The 15,249-nt window shown below is 45.6% G+C and carries 13 protein-coding genes; all 13 read left to right on the top strand.

What is annotated here, in order from left to right; genetic code table 11:
- The first annotated feature begins 41 nt into the window (after positions 1 to 41).
- The 13 genes from H7T88_RS18690 (at position 42) to H7T88_RS18630 (ending at position 15,195) form a co-directional block, all read left to right on the top strand.
- Complete coding sequence (locus H7T88_RS18690; protein WP_221789761.1) at positions 42 to 1,322, top strand: hypothetical protein; 1,281 nt, start codon at positions 42 to 44, stop codon at positions 1,320 to 1,322.
- An 11-nt stretch (positions 1,323 to 1,333) separates the two neighbouring features.
- A complete protein-coding gene (locus H7T88_RS18685; RefSeq protein WP_221789760.1) occupies positions 1,334 to 1,492 on the top strand; it encodes a hypothetical protein in 159 nt (52 codons plus the stop codon).
- A gap of 11 nt (positions 1,493 to 1,503) precedes the next feature.
- Positions 1,504 to 2,196 (top strand): phage adaptor protein, encoded by a 693-nt coding sequence (locus tag H7T88_RS18680; RefSeq protein WP_221789759.1) that lies wholly within the window; start codon positions 1,504 to 1,506, stop codon positions 2,194 to 2,196.
- A complete protein-coding gene (locus H7T88_RS18675; protein ID WP_221789758.1) occupies positions 2,197 to 3,588 on the top strand; it encodes a hypothetical protein in 1,392 nt (463 codons plus the stop codon).
- A gap of 11 nt (positions 3,589 to 3,599) precedes the next feature.
- Positions 3,600 to 3,821, top strand: coding sequence for a hypothetical protein (locus H7T88_RS18670; protein ID WP_221789757.1), 222 nt, complete (start codon positions 3,600 to 3,602; stop codon positions 3,819 to 3,821).
- Entirely contained in the window at positions 3,793 to 4,566 is a 774-nt protein-coding gene (locus tag H7T88_RS18665) for a hypothetical protein (RefSeq protein WP_221789756.1), read from the top strand. Before H7T88_RS18670 ends, H7T88_RS18665 begins: the two co-directional genes overlap by 29 nt.
- 49 nt (positions 4,567 to 4,615) lie before the next feature.
- A complete protein-coding gene (locus H7T88_RS18660) occupies positions 4,616 to 5,221 on the top strand; it encodes a hypothetical protein (RefSeq protein WP_221789755.1) in 606 nt (201 codons plus the stop codon).
- 61 nt (positions 5,222 to 5,282) lie between these two features.
- Positions 5,283 to 6,845 (top strand): hypothetical protein, encoded by a 1,563-nt coding sequence (locus H7T88_RS18655; RefSeq protein ID WP_221789754.1) that lies wholly within the window; start codon positions 5,283 to 5,285, stop codon positions 6,843 to 6,845.
- Entirely contained in the window at positions 6,779 to 7,237 is a 459-nt protein-coding gene (locus H7T88_RS29055; RefSeq protein WP_221789858.1) for an aggregation-promoting factor C-terminal-like domain-containing protein, read from the top strand. The genes H7T88_RS18655 and H7T88_RS29055 overlap by 67 nt, the downstream gene beginning before the upstream one ends.
- A gap of 18 nt (positions 7,238 to 7,255) precedes the next feature.
- The gene (locus H7T88_RS18645; RefSeq protein ID WP_221789753.1) at positions 7,256 to 11,689 is read left to right on the top strand and encodes an LPD38 domain-containing protein; all 4,434 of its coding nucleotides are present in this window, start codon (positions 7,256 to 7,258) and stop codon (positions 11,687 to 11,689) included.
- A 216-nt stretch (positions 11,690 to 11,905) separates the two neighbouring features.
- Positions 11,906 to 13,129, top strand: coding sequence for an N-acetylmuramoyl-L-alanine amidase (locus tag H7T88_RS18640; protein ID WP_221789752.1), 1,224 nt, complete (start codon positions 11,906 to 11,908; stop codon positions 13,127 to 13,129).
- A 15-nt stretch (positions 13,130 to 13,144) separates the two neighbouring features.
- The gene (locus H7T88_RS18635; protein WP_221789751.1) at positions 13,145 to 13,519 is read left to right on the top strand and encodes a phage holin; all 375 of its coding nucleotides are present in this window, start codon (positions 13,145 to 13,147) and stop codon (positions 13,517 to 13,519) included.
- A gap of 179 nt (positions 13,520 to 13,698) precedes the next feature.
- Positions 13,699 to 15,195 carry a recombinase family protein gene (locus H7T88_RS18630; protein WP_221789856.1) on the top strand — a complete coding sequence of 499 codons (1,497 nt, stop codon included), beginning with the start codon at positions 13,699 to 13,701 and terminating at the stop codon, positions 15,193 to 15,195.
- Positions 15,196 to 15,249 lie beyond the last annotated feature (54 nt).

The raw sequence follows: 15,249 nt of genomic DNA, 5'->3' as shown, positions 1-15,249 counted from the left end.
GGAGGGTTAGCCCTCCCCTTTTTATGTATGGAGGTGAAACAATGCCAACTGTATCAGAGTTAATGAGTCAGAATAATACAAATGCCATGATGAACTATCGTCTATGGGGAGAACTGGTATATGTGGTTACAGCGTACGACATTTTTCCAGATGGTACTGACGTAACAAACAAACTCCAGGCTCTTGTTAATCTGGCAAACATCCAGGGGAGAACGGCAATATTTTTCCCGGCTGGTGAGTATTTTGTTACGTACATCAATAATGATGAAAATATTTATTTATTTGGTGACAATGCTACTTTTGTTGGTGGGTATACGAAGGCCATATCTCAGATTGGTGACGCAGGGACAGATAGTGAACTAAGAGAAATTTTGTTCGACTCAGAACCAGTTCCTCAAAGCGTTGAAATCCTTGATTACAGACCATTAGCGTCGACACAACATAACAGTTTCTCGATAACTAAGGACAACTTTTCAGCAGCTGGCGGAACTCAAAAGTCAGCACTCTTGGTCAGAAACAGCATATCTGCGTCGGTAAAAAACGAAGAGGTTGGTATTTTCAGCGTCCTGAATGTGTTTGGGAATTCACAACATCATGTTGGGATGTACAGTCAAGTCAATGGTTTCGGGGCAGATACCAGTTTCTTGTATGGACAATGCATCGAAATAAAAAACACTCAGCCAGACGGTAGTGGTACCACAAGCAACCAAGCACTGGTGGGTCTGGAAATCGACTTAGTAAACAAATATGAATATGACGGTACTGACGACCCATTAACCAGAAAGACAGGAATGTCTGTAGTAGCTTGGGGTGGGGCTACGAACCACGAGGCTATTGGTATATATTCTGCAGGATACAAAAACGGGGATGGCTCTTATCAGTCTGGAGACTGGCTGTATGGACTAATTATGCGCACTGGAAGTATAGACAACACCCAAGGGACGGGTATTTTGATTCAATCTGATCATTCTGTTGGAATAAGAATTACAGGTAAATCTCAAGTCTACGGTATTGACCTTGAAAGTTCTTCATTACAGCCTGGATCAGTCGGAATCAACATCAATCCTAACTATTCCATCGCGATGTCGGTTCCTCCTGATAAATTCATAAAGCTAAACAACGCAGGTGGCGCGGAAGGTATATTTTATGATTCTGTAGCAGGGGCCGTAACGATATCAAGCGGAAAGCTATCGCTTCTTAACCATACTGCGGCTACAACAGCCACAGCCGGAACAAGCGGCGCAACGCCTTCTCAGGTGGCTGGTTATATTAAATGCTTTATTGGTGGGGCAGAACGAAGAATACCATTTTACAATGTATAGGAGGTTCGCTTGTGGAATCTATTGAATCATTGAAACTGGAGCTGATCAGATCAAGAAAGGCATATTTGGTAGAACATTCTAAACTATGTCAATTGGAATTTAACAGGCTGGACGAAGAAGAAAGAAAGTTACTTAATCTCCACAAGGAAGATAGCCAAACAAATGAGTGAGGTGTAGGGGAATGCCTACAGTACAAGAATTATTGACCACAATTGATACATCTTACCGAAATTCGTATTCTATTACCCAAAAAGTAGAATGGATGGATACAACACAAAAACAAATATTCCAAACGGTAAGACATGAGGCGTTGCCGTATTCGATTTCTCTGAGTGCAAACTTTGCATTTTATCCTTTGCCGCCTGATTGTGACCCAATGGGAATCAAACAGGTGGTGATAGAAACCAAGGCAGGTCGTGACCGATACGATGATCTGCGGTTTGTATCCATAGAATCGAATGAAGATGTAGGAGATTCTTCAAGGTTCTACAGCATCGGAGCGAACCAAAACATCTTCATCAATCCATTACCGAAGCTAGAAGATGAGGGCCGCAAGGTATTCGTATACTACAACCGTCGTCCGGCCGAACTAACCGCGTCTCAACTGGACCGCATTCCGGATCTCGAAGAGGACTTTCAAGAACTGCTGGTGCTTGGTTGCCTTGAGCGTATCGCTCGGGCTCGTGGGGAGTACGACGACAAGAACGCGTTCGCAGCCGATTACCTGGCCCTTCTTAGGGACTACAAGAGCCTATACCGCACACCTTACCCTGAATACACCAAGCCGCAGGACAAGATGCCTCGCAGACGTGGACATGTGGCTACCAAGTATGGATATGGTCGGCGTAATGCAGTGTATCCGTGGGGTGAGTAGATGACAATCACGCGAGGACGACAATCCAAAAAGAGGGCAGAGAGTAATTTTAGTGGAGGGATTAATCAAGGTATCGAACCTTTTGGTTTGCCAGACACACAGAGTGTCGACGAGGTTGGATTTGACACGGATGATTATCCTTACCTCTCCACATCACGCAGTCATTCAGTGTTAGGTTCAAGCGGTGGATCAACTACGTATCTGTTAACCAATTTCGGCACGAGCCAGATAATTAGGGCTGTAGGTACTGCACTACAGTACAACGCTGGAGGTACATCGTGGTTTTCTATATCAGGGACTTTTAGTGCAACTGACTGGGATGCGACGAACTTTGAAGTAGCTGGTTCACCGGCTCTGATATTGACGAATGGAATAGACAATCCACAGTACTGGACAGGTTCAGCACTCGGAACTTTGGGCGGGACTCCACCAAAAGGAAAATATATTACAAACGACACGGTGCGTGTTTGGATGGCGGTAGATGACACTTTATTCTTTTCAGGGTTCCAAAATGCCGCCGATTGGACGTCCACCGAGAACAGTGGGTTCTTGCAGTACTACACAGAGCGCGGCGGCAATATTACAGCACTGAAAAACTTCTATGGTGATAAGTATGTATGGAAACGTGACTCCATGGCAGTCGTGCAGGGAACAAATTACTTCAACTACAAGGTCAAGGAGATATCCAATGATGTGGGTTGTGTATCGTTCAAAACGGTTCAAGAGGTTGGCGATACATTGATGTGGCTTGGAGAATCCGATGTATATCTATTCCAGGGCGGTTTTCCCGTGCCTATCGGTGAGCCCGTTCGAAAGTATATAGACCGCATTAATCCAAGTTATTTGGATCGTTGCAGCGCATTTCACGATGGAAATAGATATTATCTAAACCTTGTGATTGATAGTGCATCTCAGCCCAATATAAGGCTCGTTTATGATCTGAGGTATAAGATTTGGAGAGTGCCTGGCCAAAACGAAAACTTTAGATATGGTGTGAGGTTCAACAACGAAACGTACGCAGGGAACGATGCTGGACAAACCTACCAGATCAATGCGAATACATCTGCTGGAGCGTGGAGTATCACAACGAAACCATTTGACGAGGGTATGCCGGAAGCGGAAAAGGAGTACAAAGAAATCCACTTGCAGGGAGTGTTTTACCCAGCGACACAATATACAATCTCTTTTTCGGTGGATGATCGCGGTGAAACATTTGTACCCGTCTCCTACAATCCATTAAATGCGGATCTGGTCGCATTGAACAAAAATGCCATCATCCCACTAGACACGACTCCACTGACACACTGGATGCGGTTCAGAATATCCGGTACGGGTCGTATCACGATTTACAATTGGCAACGTTATTTCCGAGTCTGCCGGGTTCAACACTAAGGAGGATAAACATGGAACTCACCCAGGAACAAAAAAATATAATGATCGAGGCGCGCCTGCTGGAATACCGAGGCCGCCTCTTTAACATTGAAATGGACATGGTGGCGGCTGAGGCGGCTGATGATCATGATGCACATCATGAACTGCAACAATCTGCAGAAGGTCTCAAAAAGGCATACAGAGCCGTCGAGGGGATGATCCAACGTGCCGATACCACAGATACCACCGCTTAATCAGGACGCTGATCTGGAGCAAGTGAAGACGTATGTGATTCGTCTGGAACGAACGTTGAACTTCCTGTTGGAGAACGGACTGGATAGCGAGAATATGTTCGAGGTTGGCGGCTGGCGTGTACAAAACGACACGCTGGCATCCAAAGACGGAGACGTGGGCATGACCACATCCGGAAGTGCAGCAACGGATATCCGATTGTGGGCTGGATCAACTGATCCTAACACAGCGCCTTGGCGAGTAACGAAGGGCGGAAAGATGTATACCACGGGTGCAGTGATTCAAAGTTCGAATGGATACCCAAGGGTAGAGATGAATCCTGATGAAAATTTATTCGGTGCATATGCATCGGCTACGAATTATCTGGCTGTGCTAGCATTAGGTTCTTCGATGTCGCCACAACTTTTATTTTCTGCTCCAAGTTCAAACATGTTTATGTTCGTATCTGGATCATCCGCAATTTTAGGAGCAACAAGCGCGGATATTAGAATCAGTTCTAATAGAAACGTTTATCTCTCTCCAGGAGCAAATGTTTATGATGTGATCACACCATTTGACCAGTTCAAAGATTCTTCAACCAATCAGACTCTGTATTCTATGCTTCTCGGAAAAGCTTCTGCTGGGGTGTCTACAGGATCAAGCGGAAGTCACAACCACGGTATTGCAGCTGGCACACAACTGATGGTTTCTGGAGGCGGTACGGTAACATGGCAAGTGGCTCCGACACATACACATACCCAAATCTAGTAGATTGTGCTATGATGTTGGCAAAATCTAACACAGGGGTGTGTGCGTGATGAAAAAGTGGATTAAGAATTTAAGTCTAGTAACGAGCGGCGTGGTGCTTGGCATAGCAATCTCATTCTCAGGAGATATCAGTGCAGCAACATCAAAACTGCTAGGCAATAAAGTAGGTAAGGTCATGGCAGTGACATTTAATAATAAAAGTATCGGCGAGGCTCCAGTGATTGGCGGCACAAGTTATGTGCCTGTTAGAACCGCGGCAAATTCGCTGGGACTGGGGGTAACTGTGGAAGGTAATGAGATAAAGTTGAGTTCTCCAGAAGACGTATTGTCTAACGAGGAAATGGCCGCAATCGCCAAACAGCAACAGGAAGAAGCCGAAAAAGCAGCAGAGATTGAAAATAAAAGAAATGAAGAAAAAAAGAAAGTTGAAGATGCTATCGAAACAGCGAAACGGAAAATAACTAATGCTGATAACAGCATTGCTAATTCTTCAACATTGTTAGAATACGCTAAGTCCGGAAAAGCCGCAGGTGCAATTGGTATGGACCCGATCATCAAAGCGCATGAAGAAGATATAGAGTCAGCTAAATCGTTCAAAGAACAGCAAAAAAAAGAACTTGCTGATCTTGAAGCACAACTGGCATCACTGAAATAAATAATCCATACAGATAGGGACTCCATACGGGGTCCTTTTTCTATTGCAAAGGAGTGATAACATGGCGGTATACGAAACAACAGGAACAGTGGTACAACCCGGCGCGGTGGGTGCTGGTGCTGTTACGACACCGAAGACCACTACTCCAACATCTACGCAGAATATCGTTCAGCAGTCACAGCAAGTGCAGAACCCGGTTCCGGCCAGTCCGTCCAGTTTGTACAACATCGGTGTACGCCAAGCACTCAACGGTATGGGCGTAGATAACAAACGTATCGGATACAACAACGGATACGTCACTATTGATGGACAAAATGTGATCAGACCACAAGTAAACGCTGGTGGTACTTCATACACCTCACAAGGTAACCTGAACTCCATCCAAGGACAGGTGAACCAGCTCAATCAAGCCAACACCATCATGAATCGGGTGACGAATCCACAAGCAACGGTAAATCCATATGACACACAGATCAACGATGTATTGGCACAGCTGACACAAGGTATAAACAACCCTGCGGCATATGACCCGTATGCCTCTCCAGAATATGCCGCTTATCAAGCACAGGCGCAACGTAACACACAGCAGGGCATACGGACTGCACAGGAGGCGCTTGGCGCGTCTGGTCTTGGACGTTCATCTATTTTGTCAGATCGCGCACAAGGTATCCAGAACGATGCCAACGAGTACATGCAATTACAGGTTATACCTCAGCTAATTGCAGCAAATCAAGCAGCGGAACAGCAGAAGATAGGCAACCTCGCTAACCTGATGGGCTTAATGTCCAATCAGCAAGGACTCTATGATGCCCGTGACCAGAACCAGTTTAACAACTCATTTAATGTACTCGGCTATCTGGCTGACCAGAATCAACGTGGACTGGACAACGCTCGGGCAGATGCTGGATTGACGGGGAACTACCTCACACCAGAGGCACGAGATCTACTCAACAACTTGCTTGGTCTGAAACAGCAAGCAGAAGCGAAGGGAATCACGAAGGATGCTCGCGCTGGACTCAGCAAACAGGCTGACGGCATCCGTGATCAATTGAGTGTGTTGGGTGTAGATACATCCCAACTGGGCGCGAATACTTCATATTCCAACGCAAGCAAGGCAGGAATTGGACGCACACTCCAAGGCCAGCAGGTTGATATGGATCGTCAAGGTCAGCAATTCAATCAGGGAATGCAGACACGCCAACAGAACTTCAACGAGAAACAAACAGGTCTTGATAATCAATTCCGTGATCGTCAACAAACCTTCAATGAGGGACAAACATCTTGGGAAAATAGTTTCAATACAAGGAAACAAGATTTCGCAGAAGGTCAGCAAGCTTGGCAAAACTCGTTTGATTCAGCTAGGTTTGAAGAAGATAAACGCCAATATGGACTTAATCATGCCATTGATGAACAAGCTCAGAATCTTCGCAAAGAACAATTTGATTATGAGAAAGAAACGAACAAGCAATCCAAGAAGGATATGGAATCAGCATATAAAAGTGAGCTTGCAGATATGATTTTATCTCAGAACCTTTCTGACGAAGACACGAAAGCCTTATTGAAAAAATACGGTATTACCGATGCGATGATCCAGGAATACATGAGTGGTCCGGGAAACCTCTAAGCCCCACATCCTTCAGTAACGGGAACGGTGGGGCTTACAACAACTATTACAAAGCTCAGAAGGATGCGAAATCAAATCCTCAGAATTACTCGGTTGCCAGCAATGCGGTATCCAAAGCGATTAAGGAAGCTGGGTATCCTGAAAGTTGGCTACAGCCCGCGCTTGAACTGGTGGCGCGCGAATCAAGCTTTAACCCGAATGCGAAGAATGCTAAATCTTCTGCAGCCGGGTTATTTCAGTTTCTGGACAGCACGCGCAAGAACTATGGCGGTAGCTCAGTAAACTGGAACGATCCATACCAGCAAGCTGTAAAAGGCCTGAAATACGTGAAGGATCGATATGGAGATCCGGTCAAGGCGTTGCAATTCTGGGATAAAAACAAGTGGTATTAAGATGACGGAGGTGTGGGCATGTCTCTCTACGATGAATATCGAAAGAACAGGAATCTGAGCAGCAAGTTCCCGGCATCAACCGGGGAAAAAGAAACGGAAAAGACCAGTATATACGATCAATATCGGATGGCTAAGGGATACAAGACAGACATGAACAGGCTAAAGTCATCTTTGCCACCAGCCCTCACACAACAAGGGCCAGACAGATACATGAATTCTACCTTGGGACGTGCTCTTGCTGGAGATCCGTATGACCTGGATACCTATCAGAGGGCATCTGGAACTGAGATCAAGTTTCCAGATCCTGAACCGCCATCTCAATACGAGATAAATAAACAAAAAATTGCTGACAGTGCGGCGAAAAATAAATTCGTAGCCAATTTCGTTGCTCCATTCTCCAACTTCATGAATGACCTCACCTACGGCAACCCCGTGGGTGGGTTTGTCACTCGTGCAGTTGGTACAGGTGGTGGTATGTTGCTTGGCACACCGTCCATGGCTCCAGGATCTACGGGCAACGCAACAGCTGATAGAGTAGCAGATATAACAGGTATTGCTGGTGGTGTTCTGGGCGCAGGGTTTAACCCATCTGGTGGAGGTAACTTGATCACAGCCCCATGGAGAGCGGCAAATGGTATGCTGGCAACTCGTAGCGGTAATGCTGTGGCGAATATGGTCGGTGGAGGTATTAACAAGGTATTGCCACGGTTAAGCCCTACAACAGCAACCAGAGTAGCAGAAACGGCCTTACGCGGCGCAGGAACAGGCGCACTGAGCAATACAGCTATGGGATTGATCCAAGGCCAGAACAGCAATAGCGATATCGTGAGAAACGCCGCTTTAGGTGCTGGCTTGGGTGCTGGTGGTGACTTGCTCATTGCCGGGATAGGCGCTGGTCTACGTAATGCACTGACCAAACTTAAGGGTAACAATGGTGTGCGTCAGGCCGAGGAAATACTGGCATTACCACTTGGACGAGGGGACGAACGATTAAACGCCGCATCCAGACGTGGCCAGACAGCCGCTGGACGTGATCCGATTATCAAACCTACAGATTGGACGCCTGAACCTTTGGGGCTTCCTGCTGGACAAATGAGTGGCCCTACAATGGGGCGTATCGCACGAACGCCAAATGTATACCGCCAGAAGTTTGAGAACTTGATGCGTGTAGCCAACGAGACACCATTTACCCCAGGTAGAGAGGCAGAGGAACTTGAGGGGCTTTGGGCCTCAATGGCAGATCGCACTGATCCGGGCTTATCGGAGTTGATTGATCGAGCATACGCAAGTACTCGGCGTGAGATCACACCTGACTTGATGCAACGTGCACGGTCTAACCAAGCTCAACGTGATGTATATGGCGTACCCCTGCCAGTCAAGAGTCTTGAAGATCGTATGGCACGTCCGACTATTGCTGATGATGCGAAGGTTACACAAGAGAGACTTACATTCGACCGTCCAACGCGCAGTAGCGAAGCAGAGGTTATTAATCCCGGTGGCAGCGGTTCGGTAAATCCAAGAACTGAGGCGGTACGTAGGTATCAGACGGAACAATCTACACCAGTGCCCGAGAATACTACTCCATCAGAAGGTTTCTTGAATAGCCGACCTGGACGTGAATTCGAATCACCATCGGCCACTCAACGTGCGCCTGAAACGACACCTGCACCAGAACCGGAAGCACCGCTTAATTATCAGGAGGATTATCAACCTGCAGCCAACGCGGCAAAACAAAACTGGTTCACCAACCTGTTTGGTAATCAGGGCGTAGGGATCTCGCCATTTGGTAGCAATCGCAGACAAGGTGTAAATCCAATCAGCACAGAGGATCAAATTGTTGGTAATCGAATTAGACGTGATACAGAAGGTACAATTGCAGAAGGTAAGGCGGCGGCTCGGGCTGCTTATCACAGTTCAGTTGACTTCTTAAACCCAATTAAAAAAATAAGTATGAAGGCATATAATCAATCTATGGATGCCAACAGAGCAAATAACGTGGCAAATACTATAATCAATGATAAATTTGTTGATCCACAGGGACGTATCATTGGTGAAAGTTTGAAAGAAATATTCGATAAGGTGCCGCGCGGACAATCTAAACGCTTCGTAGATTACCTTATTCAACGTCATGCAGTTACACGTATGAGTAGAAGCGAGCGAGTGTATGCTAAAAACCTAAATATGACTACAGAAAAACTCGAGAGACAACTTAGAGAAACGGAAATCCGAAATCCAGAATTCAAAAACATAGCAGATGACTGGAATCGGTACAATGAAAACTTACTCAAAGTTTATGGTGTAGATGAAGGACTTATTTCACCGCAATTATTTAACACTTTGCGTGAAAATAACCCGAATTACGCTCCAATGCAACGTCAATTTAATTTGTCAGAAAAATTTTCGCAACCATTTACAATGAAACAAAATAATGCATTCAGCGGACAAAAAGCTCCAATAAAAGAGGTTAGCCCTACTGGTTCAGTAAGAAATATAGTTGATCCTCGGAGAACAATTATTGAATCTACTGGAGCATGGGTGAATGCATCGTTCAGAAATCGTTCTATGCAGTCTTTGATTGATGAAGTGCGTAAAAATCCAGGAGCTTTAAGAGGTGTTGCTGAAATTGTACAGTCTCCAAAAGGGCAACCTAACCTTAAACAGGTATTATCTGATGGAGATCAAATGGACTTCGTCAACATGATTAACGATGACTTTAATAAGTTGTTCAGCCGCACTAGATTGGATCAAGATAACATTGTAAGGGCGATGTACAAAGGGGAGCCCGTATACCTAAAAATTCATGATCCAGAAGCAGTCAAAGCTTTGGCCGGTATGGGAAACGAAATGACTAGCGTCGTTCTAGATACAATTGGAAAATTAAGTACTGCAACTAAATATTCAGCAACAGGTCCGTTTGCCCCAATGTTTGCAATAAAGGGTTTCTTCATGGATACACCGCAAGCATTGATCCAATCGAAAAACCCTGCGATGCATATGGTTGATTTAGGACATGCATTGATTAGTTCGATTGCAGATACTCTACCAAAAGGAACTCCTGGTGTTGAAAAAATTCGCTCACTAGCTCAGGATTATCGTCGTGTTGGCGGGGGATACTCGGCAATTCTTCGTGGTGATAGAGGGCTTAAAAAAGGAATATCGCAACTAAACCGAGATCCGATATTATCGCCACAGAATGTTGCCAAAACAACAGGTAAAGCCATCGCCGCTCCATTCAAAGGATTAGCCAAATTCGGAGATATAGGAGAAAACCTAAATCGAATTGCGGCTTATCAGGGGGAGCTACGTCGTAGAGGGTTTGAACGAACGCCTGAAAACATTACAGCCGCACTAAATGAATCTCGTGAAATCACAACAAATTTTAGTCGTCGCGGTAGCCTTGCCACACAGGTAGAAAAATTCGTTCCATACTCCAATGCAGCCATGCAGGGGTTGCGCCGTTTTGTAGTACAGTGGAAACAAAACCCTGTGAAGACAATGGCTTTGGTCGGAGGTACAATTCTGCTACCAAAAGCACTCGAATTGATGTCACACTATGATGATCCAGATTACCAAAACATACCGGCTCGAGAAAAATACCGTAATTTGATCTTGGGAAAAACAGAGGATGGTAAGTTCAACAAGGTTCCTATCCCAATGGAATACGGAGCGATGGGCGGCCTGTTTGCCGACATCTTGGAATCTGTTTACCTGGATGATCCTCAAGCATTTAAAGGTTCTGCAGAAGCGCTAGTGAATGCATTCCTACCACCACAACTTTCAGGCCCACTAGCACCACTTGCAAGGGGAGAAGGATTGGAACAGATGATTGTTGGTGGCCTTAACTCAACGGTAGCCGCACCATTCGTAGCAACTGCTGCAAACATTGACTACGCTGGGCGTCCAATTGAATCACGAGCACTCGAAGGTAATTCGCCAGTTAATCGGTATGACGAACGTACATCTAAAGTGGCGATTGAAATTGCTAAATATACCAATATGTCACCGAAGAAAATCGATTACTTGATCCGCTCATATGGTGGTGACCCGGCTAGGTTGTTGTTACCTCTGACCTCAGAAGTTGGACAGGGCGACGTAAAAGGAACGTTACTGAAGAACTTTATTGTCGATCCGCAGTATACCAACACGCTGTCAACTGACTACTATTTGTACAAAGAGCGCATGGAACAGACTGCGAAGGATTTCAAAGATGGGAAAGCGAATCTGCCAAGTTGGTTCAGCGACACGTTGAAAGAGACAATCTCAACGACTAAAAAGGGATCGTTCAACAAGCGCCTTTCAGATTTGAGTCAACAAAAACGTGAAATACAGGCTGACAAAACTATTACTCCAAAGCTAAAAACAGAACGGCTACGCGAGATACAATATCAAATGAACGACATCTATATGACAGTCAATCAAATGATGGAAGAGGCTGGCGTACCACTCAGGTAAATGGTAAAATGATAGAGTATAGCGGTAGCACCGCATACACCCTAAAAAGGACTCTGGGAAAGCATCCCGGGTCCTTTTGTCATTGAGGTGACGATATGATTGAAATGGACGAGGACGAGTATCAGGAGTCGGCAGTATCCGACGACACCCTGCATCTCGTTTCTTTATTTTGCGGACCAGAAATAAGAGATAAACTGCTCTATCGGAGAGTGGACGATGCTATACGATTTTGTGATAGACCTCATGCACACGTTATTCAAGAACGGCCTGACCCTCAGCTCATTGGGTGCGGTCGTTTTTTTGATCCTCAAACAGCGGAAAATGAAGGCGCAACTGCGGAAGTTCCTGCCCTGGATGTTCCAGGATGACAACGAAATCAAGGCGTACATGGCGAACCAGATCGTCATTATGCGGAATCAGGAAATTATCATGAGAGGAATGGGACTGGAGCCATGGAGTGCGACTATTTTAAACGAAAAACCGCAAGCTACAGCGATGCTGTCAAGAAGATATTACTTATCATCATGGGCGATTACTACCTATGCCCAGCTTGCAAACAAATACACCATACGGAGGTACTACAAGATGGCGAAAAAAATCAAGGTTAAGGGCGATGCAGGTCATGGCGCCACAGATCCGGGAGCCATTGGACCAACAGGTAAGCGGGAAAAGGAGTTTAACCTGACAATGGCGCTAAAACTGGAAGCACTGTTTAAGAATCATCCGATGATTGACTTCAGTTTAACCCGCAGCACAGACGTATTCTTGGAACTGCGGCAGCGCGTGAAGATTGCTAATGAGCAGCCGGCTGACTTGTTTATCTCCATCCACGCTAACTCTGCTACAGCAACCACAGCAAACGGCACAGAGACGTTCTACAACCGCACAACCAGCGCACCTCTGGCTGGAGTGATTCAGCGCCATATGCAAGATGCTACAGGATTTAAGGATCGCGGTGCACGCTATGGTAACTTTGCGGTAATCCGTGATACCAAGATGGACGCGGTGTTATTAGAGGTTGGATTCATCTCTAATCCGGAAGAGGAACAAAAACTATTCGACAACGACTTTCAGGACCGTGTCGCACTGGCGGTAGCGAAGGGGATCTGCGAATACTTGGGCGTGCCGTTTGAAACTGAGAAGTCGGCAGTACCAGCGCCATATCCTGAAATGACCGTAACCGTGCATACAGATGCCGGATCAACGTACACAGGATACAACATCAAGGGGATTACATGGATACCATCCAGACCGATTGGTGAACTGCTTGGCGGCCGGATCGGATACGTGAAGTCTAAGGTAACCATCAACGGCGAACCGGTGGAGACGCAGAACATTAACGGTGTGGGGTATGTGACAGCTCGAGACCTGACCAAACTACTTGGAGCACGTATCTTTTGGGACAAAGCTGAGCCTAGCAAGGTTGAAATATATCATTAATAAGGAGCGATTAACATGATGAAAGATATTGTGGAACAAGCACAGCCATATCTAGCAACGATTGTACTTGCTCTAATCGCATGGGCAACCACAGTCATTACCGGGGCGATCAAGAAGGCGCAGAAGAAAGCAGAAATCTACTACAATGCACACACCAATGAGAAGGATCGGGAACTGTTGCATAAGATCGGTAAGGAAGCATTCGCGTGGGCTGAGGCATTGTATAAGGATCTTGAGGGTGACGTCAAACTGAACAAAGCATACGAATACGCAAGTGATCGATTGAAGTCGGTAGGGATTGATGTATCCGGGGATGAGATTCGAGCATCCATCGAAAAAGCCGTTGTGGATTACAACGCGAAAAAGGCTGGTGGCAGAATTGCCAGCTAAACGGAGAGGCCCTGCTATCGCGGCAGGGTCTTTTTTTGCGTTATAAGGACAATCCCTTGGCTCATATGATGTGCTGAGGTGATGCGCAATGCATGTTAGGTTTAACGTCTCAGATTCTAATGACAGACTCCGGTCAGACTGTTATCATTATCTCTATCAAAAATACGGGAGGATACAGCATGATCGGAATACTGGCGAGGGTATCAACAGAGGAACAAGCACGGACAGGGTACTCCATCGACAACCAAATCCGGGAAGGTATCAAGAAGGCTGGGACAAGTGATGTCAAGAAGTATGTTGATGATGGGTACTCGGGAGAGTTTCTGGAGCGACCAGGCCTTACTCAGCTTAGAAAAGATGTCAAGGAGGGGTTAATTACCAAAGTTATTTGCTTGGACCCGGACCGACTCGCGCGTAAGCTCATGTTACAACTCATCATCACAGATGAATTAGAAAAGAACGGAGCAGAACTTGTATTTGTAAGCACTGAATTCGCAAAGACCCCTGAAGGTCAGTTGTTCTATAGTATGCGCGGTGCTATATCCGAGTTTGAAAAAGCTAAAATTAATGAACGTATGAGTAGTGGTCGCCGCGAAAAAGCTCGAAAAGGCAAGGTTGTCAAAAATACGTTTACCTATGGTTACGACTATGATAAAGAGAACAGTGAATATGTGATAAATGAGGATGAAGCCCGTGTAGTCCAGCTGATATTCGAACTATTTACGAAGCCGAATCATGTCGCTAATGGTATGAACGGTATCGCCAGATACCTAACGGACAATCTCATACCCACTAAACGCGGAGCTGAGGTTTGGCACAGGAATGTTGTAAGACAAATCCTTATGAATGAATCATACACAGGCAGAATGCCGCAGAATAAGTGGAATACCGAAGGTATGATTGGCAATAAATACCGCGCTCCTGAATTTAAAGTGTCTATGACTATGCGACCCAAAGAAGAATGGATCTATGTAGATGTACCGCAGATCATATCACCTGAAAAGTTTGAACATGTCCAGAAACTGCTTGGAGAAACACGAAGACGACACACCAAGGAGTCTATGCACCAGTATCTATTGTCCGGCCTCCTGCGGTGTACCAAATGCGGAAATACCATGACTGGGCGCAAGTCAAAATACTGGAGCAAATATATCTATGAATACACAGACAAAAAGAACTCTGTCGGTGCCAAAGAAAAGGGATGTGGCCGGAAAATTGCCTGCGCTAAAATAGACGATATGGTTTGGGACACGATCTTGAATTGGCTCAACAACCCAGAAGAGATAGCATCAACGATGGAAGAAACACAAGTGTCATACATGGACAATGAGATTGAACGCGTTGAACAGGACATCGAGAAAACAAAAGCGGCACGCAAAAGAGTCATTAAGTTATTCTCATCTGATTTGGGTATTGGAGAAGAAGAAATCAGAGAGGAACTTCGGGAGTTGTCTGAACGGGAAGAGACCTTGTCCAAACGTTTAACGGAACTACAGGACAAACAGGAGGACGAACAACGTTTCGAAAGTAGCAGAAACCTGATGTCCGAAACGCTGGAGTATTACCTGGACCTGAACCCAGATGAATTGACGTTCGAGGATAAGCAAAACATCATTAGAATGGTGGCGAAAGAAATATTAGTGGGTGAAGATGAGATACAGATTATTCCTTTTTAACGCCACTATTGTTATTGAGATAGAAATCTTAATGCATCTCAGATCCCTGAAAAA

Source organism: Paenibacillus cucumis (ex Kampfer et al. 2016), assembly GCF_019748695.1.
Taxonomy (GTDB): Bacteria; Bacillota; Bacilli; order Paenibacillales; family Paenibacillaceae; genus Paenibacillus; species Paenibacillus polysaccharolyticus.
The sequence above is the reverse complement of the archived record's forward strand: the minus strand, read 5'-3'. Positions and strand labels throughout refer to the sequence as shown.

What these genes read in the sequence shown, in the direction of transcription:
- H7T88_RS18630 (WP_221789856.1), top strand. Translation starts at nt 13,699, where the DNA reads ATGATCGGAATACTGGCGAGGGTATCAACAGAGGAACAAGCACGGACA.
- H7T88_RS18640 (WP_221789752.1), top strand. Translation starts at nt 11,906, where the DNA reads ATGCTATACGATTTTGTGATAGACCTCATGCACACGTTATTCAAGAAC.
- H7T88_RS18690 (WP_221789761.1), top strand. Translation starts at nt 42, where the DNA reads ATGCCAACTGTATCAGAGTTAATGAGTCAGAATAATACAAATGCCATG.
- H7T88_RS18655 (WP_221789754.1), top strand. Translation starts at nt 5,283, where the DNA reads ATGGCGGTATACGAAACAACAGGAACAGTGGTACAACCCGGCGCGGTG.
- H7T88_RS18675 (WP_221789758.1), top strand. Translation starts at nt 2,197, where the DNA reads ATGACAATCACGCGAGGACGACAATCCAAAAAGAGGGCAGAGAGTAAT.
- H7T88_RS18680 (WP_221789759.1), top strand. Translation starts at nt 1,504, where the DNA reads ATGCCTACAGTACAAGAATTATTGACCACAATTGATACATCTTACCGA.
- H7T88_RS18645 (WP_221789753.1), top strand. Translation starts at nt 7,256, where the DNA reads ATGTCTCTCTACGATGAATATCGAAAGAACAGGAATCTGAGCAGCAAG.
- H7T88_RS18670 (WP_221789757.1), top strand. Translation starts at nt 3,600, where the DNA reads ATGGAACTCACCCAGGAACAAAAAAATATAATGATCGAGGCGCGCCTG.
- H7T88_RS18635 (WP_221789751.1), top strand. Translation starts at nt 13,145, where the DNA reads ATGATGAAAGATATTGTGGAACAAGCACAGCCATATCTAGCAACGATT.
- H7T88_RS18660 (WP_221789755.1), top strand. Translation starts at nt 4,616, where the DNA reads ATGAAAAAGTGGATTAAGAATTTAAGTCTAGTAACGAGCGGCGTGGTG.